Annotated in this window: 19 protein-coding genes and 1 other annotated feature; of the genes, 15 read left to right on the top strand and 4 right to left on the bottom strand. The window is 50.0% G+C overall.

All coding sequences use genetic code 11. The features are described from left to right. The coding region (locus TX85_RS27445; RefSeq protein ID WP_316244891.1) for a carbohydrate ABC transporter permease at nucleotides 1–430 on the bottom strand (430 nt) is incomplete at its 3' end. A gap of 314 nt (nucleotides 431–744) precedes the next feature. Continuing rightward, nucleotides 745–2097: an ABC transporter substrate-binding protein gene (locus tag TX85_RS07840; protein ID WP_044478545.1), complete on the bottom strand. Its 1353-nt coding sequence runs from the start codon at nucleotides 2095–2097 to the stop codon at nucleotides 745–747. 256 nt (nucleotides 2098–2353) lie between these two features. Here TX85_RS07840 and TX85_RS07845 point away from each other — a divergent pair, with 256 nt between their 5' ends. From TX85_RS07845 to TX85_RS07900, 12 genes are all read left to right on the top strand, one after another. Beyond that, complete coding sequence (locus tag TX85_RS07845) at nucleotides 2354–2782, top strand: DMT family transporter (protein ID WP_044478546.1); 429 nt, start codon at nucleotides 2354–2356, stop codon at nucleotides 2780–2782. Nucleotides 2783–2789: 7 nt separating this feature from the next. Further along, nucleotides 2790–3485 carry a Crp/Fnr family transcriptional regulator gene (locus tag TX85_RS07850; RefSeq protein WP_044478547.1) on the top strand — a complete coding sequence of 232 codons (696 nt, stop codon included), beginning with the start codon at nucleotides 2790–2792 and terminating at the stop codon, nucleotides 3483–3485. A gap of 24 nt (nucleotides 3486–3509) precedes the next feature. Continuing rightward, complete coding sequence (locus TX85_RS07855) at nucleotides 3510–3995, top strand: DMT family transporter (protein ID WP_044478548.1); 486 nt, start codon at nucleotides 3510–3512, stop codon at nucleotides 3993–3995. 91 nt (nucleotides 3996–4086) lie between these two features. Then, a complete protein-coding gene (locus tag TX85_RS07860; protein WP_044478550.1) occupies nucleotides 4087–4266 on the top strand; it encodes a transcriptional regulator in 180 nt (59 codons plus the stop codon). A 254-nt stretch (nucleotides 4267–4520) separates the two neighbouring features. Next, entirely contained in the window at nucleotides 4521–5849 is a 1329-nt protein-coding gene (locus TX85_RS07865; RefSeq protein ID WP_044478551.1) for a hemolysin family protein, read from the top strand. A 45-nt stretch (nucleotides 5850–5894) separates the two neighbouring features. Further along, nucleotides 5895–6353 carry a GNAT family N-acetyltransferase gene (locus TX85_RS07870; protein WP_044478553.1) on the top strand — a complete coding sequence of 153 codons (459 nt, stop codon included), beginning with the start codon at nucleotides 5895–5897 and terminating at the stop codon, nucleotides 6351–6353. 147 nt (nucleotides 6354–6500) lie between these two features. Next, the gene (locus tag TX85_RS07875) at nucleotides 6501–7073 is read left to right on the top strand and encodes a bifunctional transcriptional activator/DNA repair enzyme AdaA (protein WP_044478554.1); all 573 of its coding nucleotides are present in this window, start codon (nucleotides 6501–6503) and stop codon (nucleotides 7071–7073) included. Beyond that, nucleotides 7073–7633 (top strand): methylated-DNA--[protein]-cysteine S-methyltransferase, encoded by a 561-nt coding sequence (locus TX85_RS07880; RefSeq protein WP_044478555.1) that lies wholly within the window; start codon nucleotides 7073–7075, stop codon nucleotides 7631–7633. Before TX85_RS07875 ends, TX85_RS07880 begins: the two co-directional genes overlap by 1 nt. After that, entirely contained in the window at nucleotides 7614–8513 is a 900-nt protein-coding gene (locus TX85_RS07885; RefSeq protein WP_044479893.1) for a DNA-3-methyladenine glycosylase family protein, read from the top strand. The genes TX85_RS07880 and TX85_RS07885 overlap by 20 nt, the downstream gene beginning before the upstream one ends. A gap of 46 nt (nucleotides 8514–8559) precedes the next feature. Beyond that, nucleotides 8560–8826, top strand: a binding site (T-box leader). 176 nt (nucleotides 8827–9002) lie between these two features. Next, nucleotides 9003–10088, top strand: coding sequence for an aspartate-semialdehyde dehydrogenase (gene asd / locus TX85_RS07890; RefSeq protein ID WP_044478556.1), 1086 nt, complete (start codon nucleotides 9003–9005; stop codon nucleotides 10086–10088). A gap of 130 nt (nucleotides 10089–10218) precedes the next feature. After that, nucleotides 10219–10758, top strand: coding sequence for a CueP family metal-binding protein (locus TX85_RS07895; protein ID WP_044478557.1), 540 nt, complete (start codon nucleotides 10219–10221; stop codon nucleotides 10756–10758). 126 nt (nucleotides 10759–10884) lie between these two features. Further along, nucleotides 10885–11370, top strand: coding sequence for a nitroreductase family protein (locus TX85_RS07900; RefSeq protein WP_044478559.1), 486 nt, complete (start codon nucleotides 10885–10887; stop codon nucleotides 11368–11370). A 95-nt stretch (nucleotides 11371–11465) separates the two neighbouring features. On the opposite strand, the gene TX85_RS07905 is transcribed toward TX85_RS07900, so the two are convergent. Beyond that, nucleotides 11466–12023, bottom strand: a complete 558-nt coding sequence (locus TX85_RS07905; RefSeq protein ID WP_044478560.1) for a TetR/AcrR family transcriptional regulator — start codon at nucleotides 12021–12023, stop codon at nucleotides 11466–11468. Nucleotides 12024–12201: 178 nt separating this feature from the next. Here TX85_RS07905 and TX85_RS07910 point away from each other — a divergent pair, with 178 nt between their 5' ends. After that, complete coding sequence (locus tag TX85_RS07910) at nucleotides 12202–13725, top strand: NAD-dependent epimerase/dehydratase family protein (RefSeq protein WP_044478561.1); 1524 nt, start codon at nucleotides 12202–12204, stop codon at nucleotides 13723–13725. Nucleotides 13726–13766: 41 nt separating this feature from the next. On the opposite strand, the gene TX85_RS07915 is transcribed toward TX85_RS07910, so the two are convergent. After that, entirely contained in the window at nucleotides 13767–14648 is an 882-nt protein-coding gene (locus tag TX85_RS07915; protein WP_044478562.1) for a LysR family transcriptional regulator, read from the bottom strand. A 129-nt stretch (nucleotides 14649–14777) separates the two neighbouring features. Between TX85_RS07915 and TX85_RS07920 the strand changes: the two genes are divergently transcribed. Then, on the top strand, nucleotides 14778–15680 hold the full coding sequence (locus tag TX85_RS07920) for an ACP S-malonyltransferase (protein WP_233500647.1): 903 nt from the start codon (nucleotides 14778–14780) through the stop codon (nucleotides 15678–15680). Next, nucleotides 15677–17209, top strand: a 1533-nt coding sequence (mdcA, locus tag TX85_RS07925) for a malonate decarboxylase subunit alpha (protein WP_044478563.1), incomplete at its 3' end; no start/stop codon positions are given. The genes TX85_RS07920 and mdcA, both read left to right, overlap by 4 nt.

Consider the following 17209-nt stretch of genomic DNA (forward strand, 5'->3'; position numbering starts at 1 on the left):
ACAGCACTTTGTCAATTCCGAAATTGGCAAGCACACTGTTAAGCAGACCGAAATTGTAGTTGTAAAAAAGCACAAATAAAAGCGAGATTGCCGTTCCCGAAATGACGACAGGGAAGAAAAAGACGGTACGGTAAAAGCCCTTCAGCTTGCCGATCAGATCCACCATGACTGCAAGGACAAGCGCGATTCCGACTTGAAACAAGATGACATACAGCATGATTTCAAGTGTGTGCAGCGTGGCAGCGCCGAGCAAATCGTCCGTAAACAGCCGAGTGTAGTTATCCCAGCCGATAAATTTTTTGTCGAAAAAGCCCTTGGTCCGGAAGAAGCTTAAGTACAAGCTCTTAAAGAAAGGGTAGTACATGAATACACTCATCAGGACTGCTGCCGGGAGGAGAAACAGGAAGATGTATTTCCGATCACCCTTCATCATCATCACCCTTGCTGTAAAGTAGTGGCTATATAAATTGGACAAATACTTATGCGTAATGGGGCAGCCGTGTGAAATGATCTTACGATCGCTGTTGTTCGCGGATTTCTTTGATTGCACTAAGCCATGACAAGGGGGAAATCCGCTCACAAAGGCGACCACTGTCGTTTCATATGATTCATTTCACACTTTTGCCCGGTTACTGCTTAGAATCAGTTCAACTTATATAGCTTAGGCAAACGGGTGCGCCGCCCGAATGGAAGAGAAGGGGGCGGCGCAAGCGTTCCTAGCAGTGAAGTTCGCCAGTGAACAGTTTAGTTCTTATTGGCATCCTCAACTTTTTTGGCACTTTCAATCGCTTCGGTTGGCGTCTTCTTCCCCGTTACAACCTGCTGAACACTGGCACGAAGATCGGAGAAGGTCTCAGGAGCTACCTTGCTGTCCACTGGCGCGCTGATTGAATCGGCCTTGGCTGTCATTGCGAAGCCGTCAAGCTGAACCTGCTGGAGACCTGTGACCTCCACATCGGCTGCAGGCGTTCCGCCATTCGCACTGGCAATAGTCTTGATACTGTTTGGTGATGTCAGATGCTTCAACAGCTCAATCGCCGTGTCTTTCTTGGCTGCATCGTCGTAAGTGGCCTTGGACAGATAGAATCCGGAGCCGAAACCGCCGACAATATCGTTACCGCTGCCTGCACCGCCAGGCACAGTAGGGAAAGGTATTACCGTAGTGTTGGCACGCGTATCATCACTCCAGCCGCCGATGGCCCAGGAGCCTTCAATGGTCATGGCTGCAAGGCCTTCACTATAATAGTTACCGGTCATATTCAGGTCGATGGTCGCAGCATCCTTCGGAAAGGCGCCGAGCTCGTAAAGCTCCTTCATTGCTGCATAGGCCTTCTCCCAATTCGGTTCAATCCCTTCGGCCAGTCCTTTGTCCTGTCCAGCCGGTCCAGCAGCCGAGAGGATGGTGTGCTCGATCAAATAGTGAGATTGATCGAATGGAACGGAGAGAGGAATAATATCCTTTGCTGCAAGCGCCTTGACGGCAGTAGTCAGCTTTGTCCAATCCGTAGGTAATTCCAATCCGTTATCCTCAAAGATCTTCTTGTTCACGAACAGACCTTCGTAGAAGCCGGTCAATGGAGCGGCATAGATGTTTCCATCCGCCTGTCTTGCCAGTTCCAGTGCATCTGGAATGAATCCGTTCTTCCAGTCCGCATTCGCGTCCAGAATCTCGTTTAATGGAACGACTTTACCGGCATTGACAAAGCCCTCGGCATCAGCTCCGATAAAGTAGAAGAGGAGATCCGGCTCATTGCCGCTGGTCATATCCGTATTTACCTTAGTACGGAATCCGTCATCATTTGCCGACATGGTGTCATTTTCAATCGTTACGTTCGGGTGGCTTGCTGTAAATTCATCAATGACCGCCTGGAACGCATCGCGTGCAGCGTCGGTTCCGCCAAAAGTAGAGAATACGCGCAGCGTAACCTTCTCGGCATCTTTTGCCGGTTCTTCGGCAACGGGCTGATTGGTGTTGGTGTCTGTGTTGCCGGATGCCGGTGCATTGTTGCCTGCATTGTTATTACTATTTCCGCAGGCGGCGATAAACATGGAGAACAACATCATGATGCTCAGTAAAACGATAGAAGTTCTTTTCAACAGAATTCCCCCCAAATTTGATTGTTGTGCGCGAAATCTGGCTGTTAGCAAAATAGTAACGTAAGAAAAGGGTTTCAAATAGGGGGATTATCTTATAAACGAGGGGTAAAATAGTCCAATTCCCATGTCATGTCAGCAGGCTATAAGGAGGAGTAATATCATTAATAATTAATCACATGAAGGACATATGTCCTTTCAAGTTTGACGATATGCCATTAAAGTAGCTTTAGCAGAACTTTTGGAGGATCGATAGAGGATGAGAGGAATTTTATTTGCCATTCTTGGCGGAGCATTTATCACTTTTCAAGGGGTTGCCAATGCCCGGATCAGTCAGGATCTTGGGACCTGGCAGGCGGCAGCCCTAACGCAATGCACTGGATTTGTGGTTGCATTGCTTGTATTGTTGGCATTCAAGGATGGACATCCTCGTCAATTCAAGCGGGTGAAGCCCCTTTACTTAGCCGGCGGGTCCTTCGCGGCAATCGTTATTTTCAGCAATGTAAAAGCGATCGAGCTGGTCGGCGTCACCTTCAGCACTTCTTCGGTCTTAATCGCCCAATTGCTCGTTACCTTCCTGATAGACAGCTTCGGTTGGTTCGGACTGGCGAAGCAACAGATGAAGCTGCCTCAATTTATCGGCATCGGCATGATGATCGCAGGTGTTGTTGTGATGGGATGGAGGTAAGACGTTTATGGAAGAGAAGCAGAGAACGATCAAGGATTATTTAACGGAATTTGGACTTCTCAATGTAGTTCCGGAGGAGATTCTGCCTTATATGTCACTCTCGAGCTATCAGCCTGGAGAATGGGTCTGCTCGCAGGGAGAAGCTGCCGATACGCTTTATTTTCTGGTCCACGGAAAAATCAAAATTTACACCACCTCATCCGAGGGAAAGACACTGGTGCTCTCTTTTAAAACCCCGCTTGATCTGGTAGGAGACATTGAGTATATCCAGCGCTGCGAAACGCTCAATACGGTTGAAGCCGTGACGCCGGTTCAGATGCTTGCCGTCCAATACCGGTGGCTGGATCGGTTTGGAGACCAGAATGCCGCATTTTTGAGATTCATGCTGGATATCATTACGAAAAAGTTCTTTATGAAGTCAAGCTCGCTCAGCTTCAATTTGCTGTATCCAGCGGAGGTCCGGTTAGCCAGCTATCTGTTATCCATTGTTGATGATGGCACGGAAGAAGCGGTGAACAGCCGGATCAAGCTGGAGATTCTAAAGGATGCGGCAGGCATGATTGGCGTCAGCTACCGGCACATGAATCGGATATTGTCGCAATGGACGGAAGCGGGGCTTGTCGAACGCGAGCTGGATGGTATTACACTGCGGAACCGGGAGGAGCTGAAGGAGCTGTCCAAATATGGAAGCTATGAATCTTGAGGATAGAGAGGCAGGAAAGGCAAAATGCTAATGGGACTGTTATTCTCGATTGTAGCGGGTGCGCTGGTCGGGCTGCAAAATATATTCAACAGCAAGGTGAATGAGCATACCGGGTCATGGATGACTACGACGCTGGTGCTTGGATTGGGATTTGCGGCATCCTTGCTGCTGGGCGTTGTGTTCGAAGGCGGAGATATGTTCCGTCTGGATTTGAGCTCTATGCAGACTTGGTATTGGTTCAGTGGAATTATCGGGGTAGGGGTGGTCACTTGTGTGGTGCAGGGTGTCAGACGTCTCGGACCGACCTTCGCGATCTCTATTGTGCTGATTACCCAACTGGTAACGGCGATGATCTGGGACACGATGGGCTGGCTTGGCCTTGAAAAGGTTCCATTCTCCTGGAATAAGCTGGCCGGAGTGTTGATTCTGATCGGCGGAATTTTGGTGTTCAAGCTGGGCGGCAGAAATGTGAAGACGGCAGAAAAGGTTCAGGTTCATGACCCTATCTAATCGGTTGATGAACATTTGTTGAACAAGCTGTAATCCCTCTTATTGTTCTGATATGGTAAAGATAATATTCGGGAAATGAGGTGACTTAAGCTTGAGCATTAAGGAACAAGTTATGGCTGCAATGAAGGAAGCCGGCAAGCCGGTCAGCGCAGGAGAGGTGGAGAAGCTGAGCGGGCTTGACCGCAAGGAGATTGACAAGGCGTTCAAGGAATTGAAGGCGGAAGCAGCGATTACTTCACCGGTCCGTTGTAAATGGGAGCCGGCAAGCTAAGCACTGCGCATGATTAATGCAAAGAGAGGATAAGCCTCCACTCAGGCCAATAGGACCTGGAGCGGAGGCTTATTTTAGGTTTTGGCGCAGGAGGAAGACATCCGCCGTCCTTTGTGAATGCTCCGCCAGATGATATAATATTTTTATTGACGGCCCTAACTTATAGAATGCGAAAGTGTCAGATGCATACTCCTGCCGCGAATGGGGGGAGGTTAAGGGCAACGTACATATCTTCCGCAGAGAGGACGAAAACGATGTTTGAATTGCTCATCATCCTTGTACTCATTCTAATTAATGCTTTTTTCGCAGCTTCCGAAATTGCATTAATCTCCCTGAACGATAACAAAATTAGAAACATGGCGCTGCAAGGACACCGCAAGGCCAAGCTGCTTGTCAGCTTGCTGGGAGAACCAAGCCGTTTTCTGGCAACGATTCAGATCGGGATTACGTTGGCAGGCTTTTTTGCCAGTGCCTTTGCCGGCGAGAGCTTTGCCGGAGACCTGGCGGCATTACTGATTAAGTGGGGCGTTCCTTTGTCCCCGTCGCTGTTAAGCACCTTGTCTCTCATCGTGATTACGTTGGTGCTGTCTTACTTCCAGCTGGTGCTTGGGGAGCTCGTCCCGAAGCGGATTGCCATGAAGCGGGCCGAGGGCATGGCCATGCTGGCAGCAGATGTGCTGTCGGTGTTGTCGAAGGTAACGGCTCCTTTTGTCAAGCTGCTTACGGCATCAACAAACCTGCTCGTTAAGGCCTTCGGGCTGGATCCCAATTCCGATGATGAAGAGGTGTCAGAGGAAGAAATCCGCATGATGCTGGATACAGGGACAGAGCTCGGCACGATTCAAGCCAGCGAGAAGCTGATGATCAACAATATTTTCGACTTTGATAACCGGACGGTCTCGGATATTATGACTCATCGGCTCAATGTGGTAGCGATCCCGGTCAATTTGGATATGGTCTCGGTCGCCAGACTGGCGGACGAGGAACAGTACACGCGTTTCCCGGTGTATGAAGATACTATCGACAATATCATCGGTATCTTCCACAGCAAGGATCTGCTGGGTTATTTCCGGAAGCCGGACACAGAGACTTGGGATCTGAGAGATCATGTGAACAAGGCCTATTTCGTGCCGGATTCGAAAAATGCCCGGGATTTATTTGAAGAGCTCCAACAGAACCGCGTACACATGGCTATTGCCGTGGATGAATACGGAGGTACGGCGGGGATTGTCACGATGGAGGATTTGCTTGAGGAGATCGTAGGCAATATCTTTGACGAGCATGACGAGGATGAACAGGAATATGAAATGACCCCGGAAGGCGGTTATCTGTTCAAAGGCACGATGGCTTTGCACGATGCGCGGGAAGTGCTGGGGATTGCGCTGCCGGATGATGAATATGAGACCCTTAGCGGGTTTATGATCGGAATGCTTCACCGGATTCCTACGATTCAGGAGAAGCCGATTTTTGAATACAACGGGTATGTGTTTGCTGTAAAAGAGGTCGGCCACCACCGGATTCATAGGCTATTGGTGACGAAAAAATCCGATCTTCCTGAGGAGCTTGACACGATACTGGAGTAATAACTTAGAGAAAAAATAAGTTAGGGAGCAAAGGAGAACGATATGATGTACGAGATCAAGAGGGACGACCTGTCTGGAAGCGAAATAGCGGCATTGATCGGAGAGCATTTGCATAGCATGTATCTTCATTCGCCGCCTGAAAGCGTGCATGCCCTCGATCTAGACAAATTAAAGGGCCCGGGAATTACGTTCTGGAGCGCGTGGAACGGTGAAGAATTGGCAGGTTGCGGGGCGCTGAAGGAGCTGGATGCCTTACATGCGGAGATCAAATCGATGAAGACCTCCTCGGCCTATTTGCGAAAAGGGGTAGCTCGAAGCCTGCTGCAATTCCTGGTTGATGAGGCGCGCAAGCGGGGTTATCGCAAGCTCAGTCTTGAGACAGGCTCGATGGCAGCCTTTAACCCGGCTCGCAGACTGTATGAGGCTTTCGGTTTTCAGTACTGTGAGCCTTTCTCGGATTATTCCGAGGATCCTAATAGCGTATTTATGACCTTGGATTTATAATACTGACAAGCTCCCGGATCGATCTGCGGGGGCTTGTTTTTTTGGGTCTCATCATGTTATCGGAATGTCGAATTGTTGCTATCGTAGCCGAGACGGCTTTAAGGAAACGGGTGTTCGGGTTATACTTGCAATAGGAGGCGATAATCAGTGGAACAGAAGCTCTTTGACTTGATCTATGCTTCGGTGCTCGCCAAGGAACATACCTATGACGGAATCTATTATACTTGTGTCCGGACGACCCGCATCTTCTGTCGTCCATCCTGTCGGGCCAGAACGCCTTATCCGCAAAATGTGCGGTTTGTGAGCTCTCCAGAGGAAGCAATAAAGCTGGGATTTCGCCCCTGCAAACGCTGCAAGCCGGAGGAAGCGGGAGAACTTGGACCTGACGAGATGATGGCTGCCAAGGTAGATCACTTGATTGAACAGGACCTGTCCAGACCGGTGACATTAAATATACTGGCTGGTCAGTTAGCGGTCAGTCCATTTCATTTGCAAAAAGTATATAAACGTGTGAAGGGCTATTCTCCTGCTGAATATTTGCAAGAGGTTCGTATGAAGGAAGCAAAGAAACTGCTGGCCCAGGATCGGCCGACCGTGGCCATGATCGCCAGAGTAGTCGGCTTCAGAAGCCCGTCACATTTTACAGTATGGTTCAAACGGGAAGCGGGATGCTCGCCGCGAGATTATAGAGCACTTTACAGTAAAGGGGATAGAATCTAATGAATGACTCAAGGGTCTATTGGAGCAGGGAGGCGTTCGGTCGGGAAGGTCTGATATGGACAATATTGGCAACCGAGCAGGGGGTCTGCCGGCTGATGTATCCGCAGGATACGTTGGAGAGTGCAGCCGCATGGCTTGAGCGGTTCAGGCCGGGAACGACTTTGGAGGAGAACGATGAATGGATTGACGGCATGGGGGTTGTCGAGAAGCTTAAAGGCTACTTTTTGGGAGAACAAGTTGATTTTTCAGGGGTTCCGCTAGATTTGTTCGGCACACCGTTTCAAAAGGAGGTTTGGTCGGCCCTTCTGATGATCCCTTATGGTGAGGTGCAGACTTATCGTGACATTGCTGCTGCGATTGGACGTCCTAAGGCGGTACGGGCTGTTGGAACGGCTAACGGGGCCAATCCGGTTCCAGTTATTGTTCCCTGTCATCGGGTGATCGGGTCCAACCAGACACTGGTCGGGTACCGGGGAGGCTTGAAAATCAAAGACATGCTGCTCAGGCTGGAAGGAGTGAAGCCGGTTGAAATGTCCGGACATGCCCGGTTTCAGTTTTAAATTGCCTGCTCCCGCACCCTTTTCCTTTCGGTTATGTCTGGATTATCTGTCAGGCTCAAACAGTGAATGTCTGTATGAAGTGCATGAGGATCACATTCGCAGGCTGGTATCTCTGGCCGGGAGAGACGTGCTTCTCGAAGTAAGCAGTAAGGATGATCTTGAGCTTGTGGTCACGGCGCTTTACGGCGGACCATTGAATGAGGCCGAGCAATTGGAAGCAGCGGCTTACGTAACCACCTGGTTTGACTTAAACCGGGATCTGGATCCGTTCTATAGACTGGCATCGAGTGACGCGAGGCTGGCTGGCGTAGTTCGGAATTTGAACGGACTTCGGCTTATGGGCATACCCGATCTGTTTGAGGCGCTTTGCTGGGCGATTCTCGGACAACAGGTGAATCTGGCCTTTGCCTATACCTTAAAGGAGCGATTGACATCCGCTTACGGCGATTCCGTGCCATGGGAAGGGAACGTATATCGGCGTTTTCCTACCCCGGAGCAAATGCTGGCGGTGAGCGCTGACGAGCTCGGTGCCCTGAAGCTGAGCCGAATGAAAAGTGCGACGATTCTGGAAGTGGCTGGATTGATGGCAGCGGGCAAGCTGTCCCGAGAGGGGCTGCTGGCTATGGATAGCTTTGATGCCATGGAGGAGCGGCTGGTCTCGATCCGGGGCATCGGCCCCTGGACGGCCCATTATGTCAGGATGCGCTGCTTGGGCGATCCTACAGCTTTTCCCATCGGAGATGTCGGTCTTCATAATGCCGTCAAGAACCTTCTAAGCATAGAGAAGAAGCCGTCACTTGACATGCTGCGGGAAATGTTCAACAGCTGGCAAGGCTGGGAAGCTTATGCGACTTTTTACTTATGGCGGACGTTGTATTAAATTTGGGGTTTATCTTGCGGCGATTATTTGATAATATAGCTACAATATCAATGCGATGACGAGAGAAGTAAATGACGGCGATCCTTTGCAGAGAGCTCCCGGTTGCTGAAAGGGAGTAAGGAAGCGTTCATTGAAGAAAGACTCCGAGCAGCGCGCCGGAACCTTGATCTACTGGAGATGGCACGACAGGAGCTCCTGTTACAGAGCTAGAGTATACGCGCCTGCCCAAGGCAGCGCCGTACTTGAAGAGGCTGGTGCGGCGACGTATTAGTAAATGTAGGGTGGTACCACGAGAAGCAATCTCGTCCCTAGGACTACGTAGTCTTGGGGGTGGGATTTTTTTGTTACATTAAGAGGCTGTACTGACATACGTTATTATTGCGAGTTCAAAAAGTCGGCTTTTCAGCGTGATTGAAAGATGGCTTATTGAACAACCTCGATTATTAATTCATCTCACATAAATAATAAGAGAAGGGATCTGAATATACGATGGCACAGAGATTAAGAGCAGGTATTGTTGGCGGAACAGGAATGGTGGGCCAGCGCTTTGTTCAATTGCTGGAGAACCATCCGTGGTTCGAGGTAACGGGGATCGCAGCCAGCGCCAATTCCGCAGGGAAGACCTATGAAGAAGCGGTTCAGGGAAGATGGAAGCTGGAGGGAGACATTCCGGAGGGCGTGAAGAAGATTGTCGTTCAGGATGCTTCCGAGGTGGAGAAGGTCGCGAAGGACGTTGACTTCATCTTCTGCGCCGTAGACATGAAGAAGAATGAGATTCAAGCTCTGGAGGAGGCATATGCCAAGACCGGCACGCCGGTTATCTCCAATAACTCCGCTCATCGCTGGACACCGGATGTACCGATGGTGATTCCGGAGGTCAACCCGGGACATATCGAAGTTATCGCGGCGCAAAGAAAACGTCTCGGCACGGAGAGAGGCTTTATAGCGGTTAAACCGAACTGCTCGATCCAGAGCTATGTGCCGGCACTTCATGCTCTGCTGGATTTCAAGCCGCGGCATGTGGTGGCCTCGACCTATCAAGCCATTTCCGGAGCAGGGAAGAATTTTACGGATTGGCCTGAAATGCTGGACAACGTGATCCCTTACATCGGCGGCGAGGAAGAGAAAAGTGAGCAGGAGCCGCTGCGGATCTGGGGATCGGTGGAGAACGGCCAGATCATCAAGACGGAATCCCCGCTCATTACGACTCAATGTATCCGGGTTCCTGTAACGGACGGGCACTTGGCAACGGTCTTTGTTTCTTTTGATAATAAACCATCGAAGGAAGAGATTCTTGCACGCTGGAAGCAATTTTCCGGTCGTCCGCAGGAGCTGGGGCTGCCAAGCGCGCCGAAGCAGTTCATCACTTATTTTGAAGAGGATAATCGGCCGCAGACGAAGCAGGACCGGGATATCGAAGGCGGAATGGGAGTTTCGGTCGGACGTCTGCGTGAGGATTCGCTCTATGACTTCAAGTTTGTAGGATTGTCACACAACACGCTGCGCGGCGCTGCCGGCGGAGCCGTGCTGATCGCGGAGCTGCTCAAAGCTGAGGGCTATATCCAACCCAAGTAATATTTGCAGGCAAGATGTGAGACGCTCTTCGGGGCGTCTTTTTCAATGACTTGGTTTATTGCTTCCGAGAGGCGAGCCTGATATGATGATGGCGGGTAAGAATTGAGCCTGGATAATATGGAGGTAAACGATGAGAAACAGATATTTAGTCTGGCTGTTATTGATCGCTTCGATAAGTCTGCTGCTATCAGGCTGTACGGGCGGGAAGTTGGGCAAGGAGAGGACTTCCCAATCCGCGGAAGAGATCAAGCAAATGGTGAATGATTTCAGTACGGACAAGCTGTCTGCCGAAGGTGCATCCATCACTTCCCATCAGTTGATTGTAACGAGTTTGGATCAGTCAAAGACTACTTATGAATTGCCTAAGGACGAGTTCTTTGTCTCCATCGCCCCTTACATCAACGAGACGCATCCCTGCGCGATTCATAGCCTGACCGGCTGTCAAGGAGAAATGAGCAGCGAGTCCTTTGAAGTCAAAGTAACGGATCAGGACGGGAATGTCATCATTGATGATACGCTGCAGGCTCATAATAATGGATTTATTGATATTTGGCTGCCGCGCGATCGTAAGTATGAGGTGGAGATCGGGCACGGCGATAAATCCGGCAAGGAAGAAATCTCAACCTTCGAAGGGGACAATACCTGTATTTCGACTATGCAGCTTTCGTAAGCTGCGAGCCGTCATTCCGATGAAGATCGAATGGCGGTTTTTTGTTGCTATAATTGTATTGCAAATTGCTGCATAGGTTTTAATTATGGTAGAGTTGTGACCAAGGATTAAAGGGGAGATACGCATATGGGCATAAAAGAAGTGATTCAACGACGTCGTACAATCAAATCCTTCAAGGAGGAAACCATCAACAGGGATGACGTAATGAGTTGGCTGGAAGCGGCCAGCTATGCACCAAATCACCGAATGAATGAGCCGTGGGAGATTTTATTCCTCGGGCCGGAGACCCGGGCCAAGCTGAATCATAAAACAGATCTGGGTGGAGCCCCGATTGCGCTTGCGGTGCTCTCGAAGCCTGCCTCCAAGCAGCTGGAGCGAGACGAGAATGTAATGGCGGTGTCGTGCTTCATCCAGAATTTCATGCTGCTGGCCGAAGAGGCGGGAGCGGGTGTGTTCTGGAGCTCGATCGGCGCTCAGCCGCAAAACCGTGAGCTGCTTGGTGCGGTTGACGGAGCGGAGGTCGTCGGCGTGCTTGGAGTCGGTTATCCGGCTGAGATTCCGGCGTTGAAGCCAAGAACGCCCATTGCAGACAAAGTAACTGAGATGCCGTAAAACTAAGTTCGGTATTGGAAAAGAAGAGAAAGCGGGAAAATGGGCAGCCATTCTTCCGCTTTCTCTTCTTTTTATGGGAGTGGGTTTGGATTGACTCAAGTGTTCTTATTGGAATAGACTGAAGCGGCTCCGTCAGACAGCATGAAAATCATATCAGAAAGCTCCTTCGTACTTAAATCAAAGCCCCTATCAATCCACTGGCTAATCATACTTAAACAGCCGATAGTCAAATAGTGATAAATATAATCTGATTGAGCTTCTGAACCCGTCAAAAGCAGGTTCGCTCTCAAGGTAGTGATCGCTGAAGAGACGAAGCTGGAAGGAAACGAGGAATTTCCCGTTGGTCCGAGAAGTACACTGAACACCCTGCCATTGTCCTTCACATACTCTAGCAGCCCTTGCAGCAATTGAAAATTTCCAACAATCCTCTCAATATGCCCCCTCACTTGAAGCATTACCTCTTGTTCAATATCCTCTAATAGATCGAACTGGTCCTTGTAATTAAGGTAAAAGGTAGACCGGTTAATACCTGCATGCTCGCAAAGTTCTTTAATGGTCACCTTGTGAATCGGCTTCGATTGCATTAGTTCGATCAGGCTGTTCTTCAGTAGCGATTTCGTCAATCTGACTCGTTGGTTTTCACGATTGCTCATGATATTCATCCTTTTTACTTTCAATTTTTACTATTTTGACGAGCTCCCAACATATTCATCCCAAGTGTCTATCTTATATCAAGATAAGATCAACTGTTGGTTGTAAAATAGACACCGTGTCGTAGATACTTGGATTATAACATAATTATCAGCTTGTAGTTGAAGGGAGATAAAAAGGATGATTAAGAGAAGAGTATTATTAACCGGGGCTACTGGAGGAATGGGTTCTCATGTGCTTCGAGAGCTGCTAAAGGATACCGATAAGCTGGATATTACATTGTTGGTGCTCGATACAGAGACAGATCGCAGAGCTCTAAAGGATTATGAGAACAAAGAAGGCCTCACTATCCATTGGGGAGATTTGACTAAGGAAGACGATATGTATGAATGTATCGAAAATGCGGACATTGTCTTGCATGTTGCCGCACTGGTCTCTCCTGTAGCGGACTATAAGCCTAAGCTGGCAATGAAGGTGAACTATGGTTCCATGCGTAACATCATTCACGCGATTAAGGAGCAAGGAAGAATGGAGGAAGTCAAGGTTGTGTCGATCGGGACGATTGCTGAAACCGGGGACCGGATGCCGCCTATTCATTGGGGGCGGGTAGGCGATCCCATCAAGCCAAGCATTTACGACTATTACGCAGTATCTAAAATCGCTGCTGAACGACTGCTGATCGAATCGGGATTAACATACTGGGTGAGTCTGAGACAGACCGGAATAATGGGACCTGCAATGAGCAAGATCAAGGATGCAATCATGTTCCACAATTGCCTGAATAATGTGCTTGAATATGTTTCTGACCGGGATTCCGGCAGAATGCTTGCCAATCTCTGCCGCATGGATTATTCGGGAGAATTGTCTGAGGGTTTCTGGTGTCATGTGTACAATATTGGCGGCGGCGAAAGCTGCAGGGTAGATACTTACGCCATGTATAAAGAGCTCTATGGGGCGATCGGATTCAAAAATTTGAAATATGTTATTAACCCTAAATGGTATGCTACACGGAATTTTCATGGAACCTATTATCTGGATTCGGACAAGCTGGAGGAGCATCTTCACTTCCGTAGAGACAGTATGCAATATTTCTATGATTCCTACCTGGATTCACTAGGACCGGTAGCTCCAATATCCCGCCTCGTATGCAAGCTTCCGGGCGGACAAAAGCTGTTGGGAAGTATTATGAAGAAAGTATTTTTGAAGGAAGCGCGTACGGAGCATGGGACGGTTCGCTTCATCGAGCAGAATATGGAAGAGAAGATCGATGCTTACTGGGGCAGCAAACGTGCATGGGAGGCAATCCCATCCGATATTAATGAGTTCGAGCACTTTCAGGATTGGGATCGGGTCATATGGATTGATCATGGCTACGATGAGAACAAGCCGGAAAGGGAGTTGAACCTGGAGGATGTGAAAGGAGCTGCTCAATTCCGAGGAGGACACTGCTCCTCAAACGAAATGAATATCGGGGATTGGAGGGGGAAATTGAGGTTTACTTGCGCTTTCGGACACGACTTTGAAGCAAGCCCGCGCCTGGTATTGGAAGCGGGGCACTGGTGCCCGGTCTGTGAACGTGAAAGCTGGAACTGTGCAGCTCGCGCCAAAGTGGATCCATTTTTCGCCCAGGTGTGGACACCGCTTCATTCGCCTGGAGAGCCAGAGCGAGAGTATAGAAAAGAAGTGACAGAACTGGATGTATAAACATACTCTAGTCTGAATTATCAGCCATGCCGTAAGAGCGTCTAGCGTCTATTTCCGGGCAGGATCTCTTTGAAAAGCTGTTGAATAAAGACAAGGAAGGATTGCTCCAAGCCTGTCGGCTCCTCTTTGGTTGGCCAAGATAAATAGATGGTGCGAATGCAGCGATGACCGCGGATCGGCAGCAGCTTGATATCCTCAGTAAGGAGTCCGCTCCACAGAATGGAGGGGATAAAGGAGATCCCGAGGCCGGATTCGATCAAGCCTCTTACGGTGGCCGGATCATCACTCTCGAAGATGATGTCGGGGGTGAACGGCAAATCCGCAAAGAACCGGTCCGTTGTTCTTCGCAGCGGATTACCGGTGGTCAAGCTGATAAATTTCTCATGCTCAAGCTCCAATAAGGTGACTTCATTCCTGCCACTGAGATGATGCTGCCTTGGGACGCCGAGCATAATCTCTTCTTCAAGCAGAATTACATGCTCGTTATGCCCTAAAGGCTCAGAGGTAATTGCAAAGTCATAGGTCAGCGCCTTCCCGGTCTTGCCAGGATGCTGGATCAGGTTGAACCGGATATGGGGATACTTGTCCCGAAACCGACGGACAATCCAGGGCAGAAGCATGGAGCCGACCGCCACATATAAGGAAATGATCTCAACATTCTCCTTGCTCATTTCCGTAACTTCAGCAACTCCTTGCTCCAAGGCGGACAACGCTTGGCTGGTCCGCTTCAGAAACTTCTCTCCATAGGGATTAAGGACAATGTGCTTGCCCTTTCGGTCGAATAACGGAACACCCAATTCGGTCTCAAGTGCTTTGATCATTTTGCTGAGTGCGGGCTGTGAGATGTAGAGTTCTTTGGCAGCACGTGTCATGTTGCCATGCCGGGCTGTGGTCAGGAAATATTTTAACTGTAAAAGCTCCATATCCGACACTCCCTTATAACCTGCAGGTTATTAATAATGATAAATATAACTATTTTACAGCTATTTTACTAATAAATACAATAGATACATAGGAAAGAATTCCGGCGAGGAGGTGGGCTTCTGAAGCTTGTGTTTACATTTCCGGGACAGGGTTCACAGACTCCGAATATGCTGCAGGACATTCCGGCATACGTGGAGAGGGCAGCCGAAGTGATTGGCGTGATGCCGCGAGATGATGAGCTTGCCTTGACCTCAACGCTATGGACGCAGGTCGCACTGTTTCTGAAAGGGACAGCTGTAGCGGATGAGTTCATGAAGCAGGGCGTAATTCCGTATTTTGTGGCCGGTCATTCGATCGGAGCTTATTCAGCCGCAGTCACCGCAGGGGTCATATCCTTTGAGGATGCGCTGAGAATGGTATGGGGGCGCGCCCAGTGGATGGATCGGGCTTACCCCGCGGGCTACGGGATGGGAATAATAATGGGATTGACGAAGGAAGAGGTCGAACGGATTGTTGTTCAAGCGCATAGCGATGAGTCTCCGGTGTACCGCTCCAATGTAAATGGAGAACTGCAAGTTGCGTTATCAGGCACGGTAGAAGGGATCAGCAGAGCATTCGAGCTAGCCAAACAGCGGGGCGCTTCGAAGACGATCCATTTGAAAGTACCGGTGCCTTCACACTCTCCTTTAATGGAGGGATTGACTTCTGAATTGTCCGGGATGCTGGAAAGGATTCCTCTGCAGGATGCAAAAATGACATACTTGCTAAATCATACGGGAAGACCGACCCGGTCCAGGCAGAAGATTGCCGAGGATTTGGCGGTAAATGCGGTTTATCCCGTTTGCTGGCATGATATGACAACTGTAAGTGTGGAGAGCGGTGCGGATTGCTTTATAGAGATGCCGCCAGGACACACGTTGACAGGCCTGCTTAAGCAGGCCCATCCTTGCTTGCGCGGAATTGCAGTTGATGAGACGGGGATGGAAGGCGCATTGTATCTGATCAGAAAGTGGGAGGCGCAGGCGGAATGAACAAGGAATTACGTTCCTGGAGCCGGAAGCGGGACAGGAAGCAATCGAAGCTGAGCGGAATCGAACCGCGGATGAACGGAAAATTTATTGATACGAACGATATTGTAAGTGTCCTTGAGTCGTTGATTGAGCCGGGTGCTAAGGTCGTTCTTGAGGGAGACAACCAGAAGCAGGCGTCTTTTCTCTCGCAAAAGCTGCTGGAGGTCGATCCCGCCAAGGTACACGATCTGCATATGATTATGTCGAGTGTTTCGCGGCCGGAGCATCTGGATATTTTTGAGCAGGGTATTGCCGGCAAGCTGGATTTTTCCTATTGCGGATCCCAGAGTCTGCGTGTTGCGCAAATGATTGAGGACGGGACGCTGAAGCTTGGCGATATCCATACTTATTTGGAGCTGTTCGGAAGGCTGTTCATCGACCTTATTCCGGATGTGGTGCTTGTCGCGGCAGACAAGGCCGATACCGCAGGGAATCTGTATACCGGCAACAACACGGAGGAGACGCCTACGATAGTAGAAGCAGCGGCGTTTAAGGACGGTATCGTCATTGTGCAGGTGAATGAGATCGTAGAGGAATTGCCGAGAACGGATATTCCTTCCTCCTGGGTGGATGTCATTGTGAAGGCGGATAAGCCCTATGCGCTGGAGGCGCTGTTTACCCGCGATCCCCAGCATATCACCGAGCTGCAAATATTAATGGGCATGATGGCGATCAAAGGGATTTACGGGCGTCATGGAGTGCAGTCCCTCAATCACGGGATCGGTTACAACACCGCAGCCATTGAACTGCTGCTGCCAACCTATGGCGAGCAGCTCGGATTAAAGGGTAAAATTGCGAGACATTGGGCCTTGAATCCGCATCCGACCCTGATTCCGGCAATCGAAACGGGCTGGGTGGAGAGCATTCACAGCTTCGGCGGCGAGGTGGGCATGGAGAGATACATCGCGGCACGGCCGGATGTGTTCTTTGTAGGAAAGGACGGATCCATGAGGTCCAACCGTGCGATGTGCCAAGTGGCAGGTCAGTTTGCGGTAGATATGTTTATCGGCTCAACGCTGCAAATGGATCATGCCGGGAACTCCTCCACAGTTACTGCCGGTCGGCTGTCCGGCTTCGGCGGTGCCCCGAATATGGGGCATGATCCCCGGGGACGCAGGCATGCGTCAGCTGCCTGGCTGGCGATGAACGAGCAGCCTTCCGAGCTGTCCAAAGGACGCAAGCTGGTGGTACAGATGGTTGAAACCTATGGGGCGAATAAAAAGCCGGTTTTCGTGGAGAGGCTGGATGCGGTCAAGGTGAAGGACGCCTCCGGTCTCGCGATAACACCGGTCATGATCTATGGGGATGATCTGACCCATGTGCTCACGGAGGAAGGGATTGCCTATCTGTACAAAACAGACAGCCTGGCGGAAAGAAAGCAAGCTCTGGCCGCCATTGCCGGAGTGACGCCGCTCGGTCTGGAGAGCCGTGAGCATGAGGTGTCCGATCTCCGCGACCGCGGCATTGTGGCGTATCCGGAGGATCTGGGC

The organism is Paenibacillus antibioticophila (assembly GCF_000455265.1).
In the GTDB taxonomy this organism is placed as follows: Bacteria; Bacillota; Bacilli; order Paenibacillales; family Paenibacillaceae; genus Fontibacillus; species Fontibacillus antibioticophila.